The organism is Selenomonadales bacterium (assembly GCA_018335585.1).
Lineage (GTDB): Bacteria > Bacillota > UBA994 > UBA994 > UBA994 > UBA994.
Genome location: JAGXRZ010000018.1, coordinates 1 through 4,094, shown reverse-complemented (window position 1 = coordinate 4,094; position 4,094 = coordinate 1). Strand labels below are relative to the sequence as shown.

Annotated in this window: 4 protein-coding genes; 2 read left to right on the top strand and 2 right to left on the bottom strand. The window is 58.0% G+C overall.

The window, feature by feature from the left end; all coding sequences use genetic code 11:
* Together KGZ66_02295 and brxF are read right to left on the bottom strand one after the other, a co-directional pair.
* Window positions 1–2,918: hypothetical protein (locus KGZ66_02295; GenBank protein ID MBS3984418.1), on the bottom strand; the 2,918-nt coding region annotated here is incomplete at its 3' end.
* Complete coding sequence (gene brxF / locus KGZ66_02290; protein MBS3984417.1) at window positions 2,915–3,391, bottom strand: BREX-3 system P-loop-containing protein BrxF; 477 nt, start codon at window positions 3,389–3,391, stop codon at window positions 2,915–2,917. The genes brxF and KGZ66_02295, both read right to left, overlap by 4 nt.
* 256 nt (window positions 3,392–3,647) lie before the next feature.
* Here brxF and KGZ66_02285 point away from each other — a divergent pair, with 256 nt between their 5' ends.
* Window positions 3,648–3,884: a type II toxin-antitoxin system Phd/YefM family antitoxin gene (locus KGZ66_02285; GenBank protein MBS3984416.1), complete on the top strand. Its 237-nt coding sequence runs from the start codon at window positions 3,648–3,650 to the stop codon at window positions 3,882–3,884.
* On the top strand, window positions 3,868–4,094 hold a 227-nt coding region (locus KGZ66_02280; protein MBS3984415.1), incomplete at its 3' end, for a PIN domain-containing protein. The genes KGZ66_02285 and KGZ66_02280, both read left to right, overlap by 17 nt.

Sequence of the window (4,094 nt, the reverse complement as noted above, 5' to 3'; positions counted from 1 at the left end):
TAGTTCGCGAGCGGCGAAAGCTCCTGTGCCATTTCTGCGAGCGCCTGCACTTCGGTCAATTTGTCTAGCCCGCTCCGGCAGGCGGCGACGGCCGACGCGTCAGCGGGCAAGTTTTTTAGCTTGCCGGGCGTGGTGTAGGCTTGCAGCTGCTCTAAGAAACTTTTGGCGGCATCTAGCTGTGTCTCTGCCGCGGCAGTTTCACCCGCAGCTAATACGGCCCCTCCCCACACTTTAAGCCCGGTCTGTAGGATATTTTTCGCCCGGACCAGCTTGTCTAGCGTGGCGTCAATGGCCTTGTGTAGCTCCTGCACCGGCTCGTCCTTGTTTTGGGTGACTAGGGTGGCGAGGCCGGGGGCAAGCCCGAGGAGGTCAAACAGGCTCTTAAGCAGCGGAAGATTCCAGTCTCTAGGCCGCTCCATGTGCTTAAACTGCACTAAGTCCTCGATGGGGGTAGCGGCTAGCTGCGCTAAGTCGGTGGCCTCATACTTTTTGGCGGGCACAGCCAAGACCACTTCGCCGGCATAAACCAACGCGGCCAAAAGCACGACTGCCCACTCGGGCTCAAGGCGCAGCGACTGCGGTGCCATGTACTGTACGCCAAGGTCGTCCCAAATAAGCTCGGCGCGGTTTACTACTTGCCCGTGCCCTTTTTGGCGAGCTATGGCAAGAATATGCTCTGCATAGCGGGAGCGCTGGGGGTCGAGCCTCTCGCCGTCTAGGAGCTCTAGCGCGTCGAGCACGGCGATGGCCTGCTTGGTGCGCGTCTGCCCGGCAATGGCGCGCAAAGCGTCTTGCGCGGCTTGCGCGCGGTTGGCCTTGGTGATAAGCAGCGAGAAGGTTGGGTAATCCGGAGCTTGGTCGGCGAACCGCGGCGCAAGGCACGTCCCGGCCACGGCATTGACTAAGTCGCGGATATTAGTGCGTAGCGATGTGCTTAGGCCTGACGGCTCGCGCACTGCCTTTTCTTTGGCCCACTGCGCCAGTGTGCGCGTGCGCGCCTGATATGTCACCTCGCAGGCGGTGGCCATGTTTTTTTGCAGCCAGCCCACGAGCTCGCGCAAAAAGTCTTTGGCCTTAGCCTCGTAAATCGACTTAGCCTGACCTGAAGCGGTAGAGGCAAGTTCGAGCGCGGCGGCGTAGCCGCGGAGCGCACGGCTAAACTCCTCGGGAGTGCTGGCCAGCCGGAAAAACACCTCGTCCGGCTTCTTTTCGTCTTTGAAGCGCGGCGGGTCGAAGGGCTGCAGAAAATATAGATAAAAGTCGCGGGGCGGTGCCGCGGTCGAGCGTTCGTTAGGCGCGCCAAAGAACAGGTATCCGGCGCGCGCGGCCTTGCGCTCGGGCCACTCCAGTTCGTGCTGCCATATTTTGTAGCCGGTGACGTAGGGCTGGTCGATGCACTCCATAACTTGCTTAAGCGCTTCGTAGTAGTAGCGGTCAAGTTGGGCTAAATCCAGAATTTCGCTGCGCTTCTCGATTAGGGCGTCGAAATCGTCGGTCTTCTTTAAGTCGAGGTAATACTGCCGATTAGCGGGGTTAGAAGAAACAAACTGCCCGCTCACCGTCTTGTGGATTTCGCGCAGCACGGTCTCTACCTGCGACAAAAGGTCGTCCGCCAGCTGGTCGCCGCCTAGCTCGTCAATCCCCTGCTGAAACAGGCACAGGCTGTCGCGCAGTTCTTCGGCGGTAGCGCCTAAGGGGGCGTAGATATCGCCCGTCGTCAGGCGATGGACCGACAGCGCGTGGATAAGCCGCAAGGCCATGGGCCTATACGCTGGGCGAGTAAATGCCTGGCGGATTCTATCCTCAAGCACTTTGCTGCAGTCGATGACGGCTTTAATGTCCGGCACGGCGCGGATAGACGGGTTCTCGCAGAGCGTGACCCAATAGCTGTCGTAAGCGATAACGCCCGGGCGGTTTGTAGGCACTTCTTCCGGTAAGAGGGCCTGCATCGCCCGCGAAAGTGTGCGGAGAACCTCGCGCTTTTCCACCGCGGTCACGCGCTCAAAGGTGTCTATGTAGTCGGGGTGCACGGGAAACAGGCGCACAAACTCGTCCATACGCTCGCTCATGCGGCCATAGAACTTGGCAAAAGGCATAAGGTACTTGCGAATTTCTGCCTGTTGGGCGGCGTCCTTCTTGAGCAGGCGCTCGGCCACGACAAACTTGACGTCCTTCTTGGCAATCAACACTTGCTCAAAGCGGTCTTTTACGCGGCGAATGCTGTCGGCTACAAAGGCAAAGCGCGGGCTGTCGAAAATGGCTTCCTGTACGCCGGCCATAAAGCGAAAGCGCAAGTCCTTGCACACCTCGCCCACTTCGCGCAAGAAGTTAAGGTCAAGTACAAGCTCTTGGTCTTTGCGCGTGCGCAGGTAATCGAGCAGCTCGTCCACTACCAGCAGCAGCCCGTGGTCGGGATACACGGCGTGGAAGGCGGCCATCATCTCCTCGAAGGCGCGCTTGTTGTTGGGCGTTTTGTCTGCCGAGGGGAAGGTAAAAGGAACGCCTAGCGCCGACAAATGCTCTTCGAGCTCGGCCACTAAAATGTCGCGCAGCGCCATGGTGGTAGCGCCAAGCTCGGTCCGCACCACCTTGAAGCGCCCGCTAATCGTGTGCGCCGCCTCAGCCACTTTGGGGTGACCGACTTCGGTGCCAAGGTCGCTGTTTTCGGCGAGGGCCGAGATGACGGACATTAAGTGCGACTTACCGGTGCCGTAGTTGCCGACGATAAGCATGCCTTTGTTGTCCGCCGGCGTATCGAATTGCAGCTGCGGCACGACGAGACTAGTTAACTTCTCGGCCATTTCGTCGGAGAATACATAGGTTTTGACCAGCTGGCGGGCTAGGGCCGCTTTGTCGGCGTCCCGCAGCTGCACCACAGTTTCGATGGGTTCGAACTTAATTAGGTCTGCGTACTTCACTGCCTAACCTCCTTAGAAACTAACAGCAAGCCGTCTGCGGCATAGCGCCTGTACTCGCGGTGCTCGGGCACCGCGTAGGTTAAATACCCGGCGGCGACAGTGCCGTTCCATGTGGCCACGACGGTCTTGTGGCGCGCTAACCCCTGCAGCAGCCGCAGCGGGTCCTGCTGTAGCGATACGTCAAAGAGGAGCTCCAAGTTGTCGAGCAGCACTATGTCCGTGCCCGCCGTGTCGACTACTTCGGCCAACAGGCGAGATAGCTGCAACGTGCGCTGGCGGGCGGTAAGGTCTAGCATTTTACTGGATACGGCGAGGTTGACGTTAATCGGCGCAATGGACAGGCGCACGCCTACTTCGCGCAGCGCGGCGGTTTTGCCTGCCCCTTCCGGTGCCACCACCAAAATGAGCCTATGATAACTCAGAGCGGCCTGCTCAAGCTTCTGCATGATGGCGTCTGCCAGTGGTTCCGTCATGAGTGCTCGCCCCCCAAAGATCTGGTATCCGATATGTTTAATTTCTATCACAATTTGTGATTACCTGTCTCTGGGCAAGAATTTTTGTGGGATGTCGTTGAGGGACGGAGGATTGCGACATGATGAGGGAATGTTTACAGAAGGACCGCCCCGTCGGAACTCAGACGGCTTTAACATCGCCCAGAGACGGTTGCTTAAATCGCACACAATGCATACAATATAAACGAACACACTTTGCCTTAAAGGAGTGAACGAGATGCGTGTTTCAGCGACGGAGCTTAAGATGAACCTCGGCAAGTACATCGAGCAGGCTGCCAGCGAAGACATTATCATCACCAAGAACGGGCGGGATGTGGCAGTTCTTACAAGTGTCGAGGGCAGAGTCAGAGATGCGCTCGTATCACTGCGCGGCATCATCAGGGAAAGCGGCGTCACCACGCGGGACGAAATCCGCAAGCAGAGGCTAGGCAGGTACGATGAAAGTCTTAATTGACACCAATGTGATTATCGACTACCTTGCCGACCGTAGCCCCTTCGCGGATGACGCGTTTCGGGTGTTGTCGCTCTGCGAGAGCGGCCGGGTTACAGGTGTGGTGACCGCCAATGCAATTACGGACATCTACTACGTGGTGCGCAAAGTCGCCGGAAGAGACAAGACACTGGAAGCAATTCGCACTCTTTGCGCCATCTTAGATATTGTGGA

What these genes read in the sequence shown, in the direction of transcription:
- brxF (MBS3984417.1), bottom strand. Translation starts at nt 3,391, where the DNA reads ATGACGGAACCACTGGCAGACGCCATCATGCAGAAGCTTGAGCAGGCC.
- KGZ66_02285 (MBS3984416.1), top strand. Translation starts at nt 3,648, where the DNA reads ATGCGTGTTTCAGCGACGGAGCTTAAGATGAACCTCGGCAAGTACATC.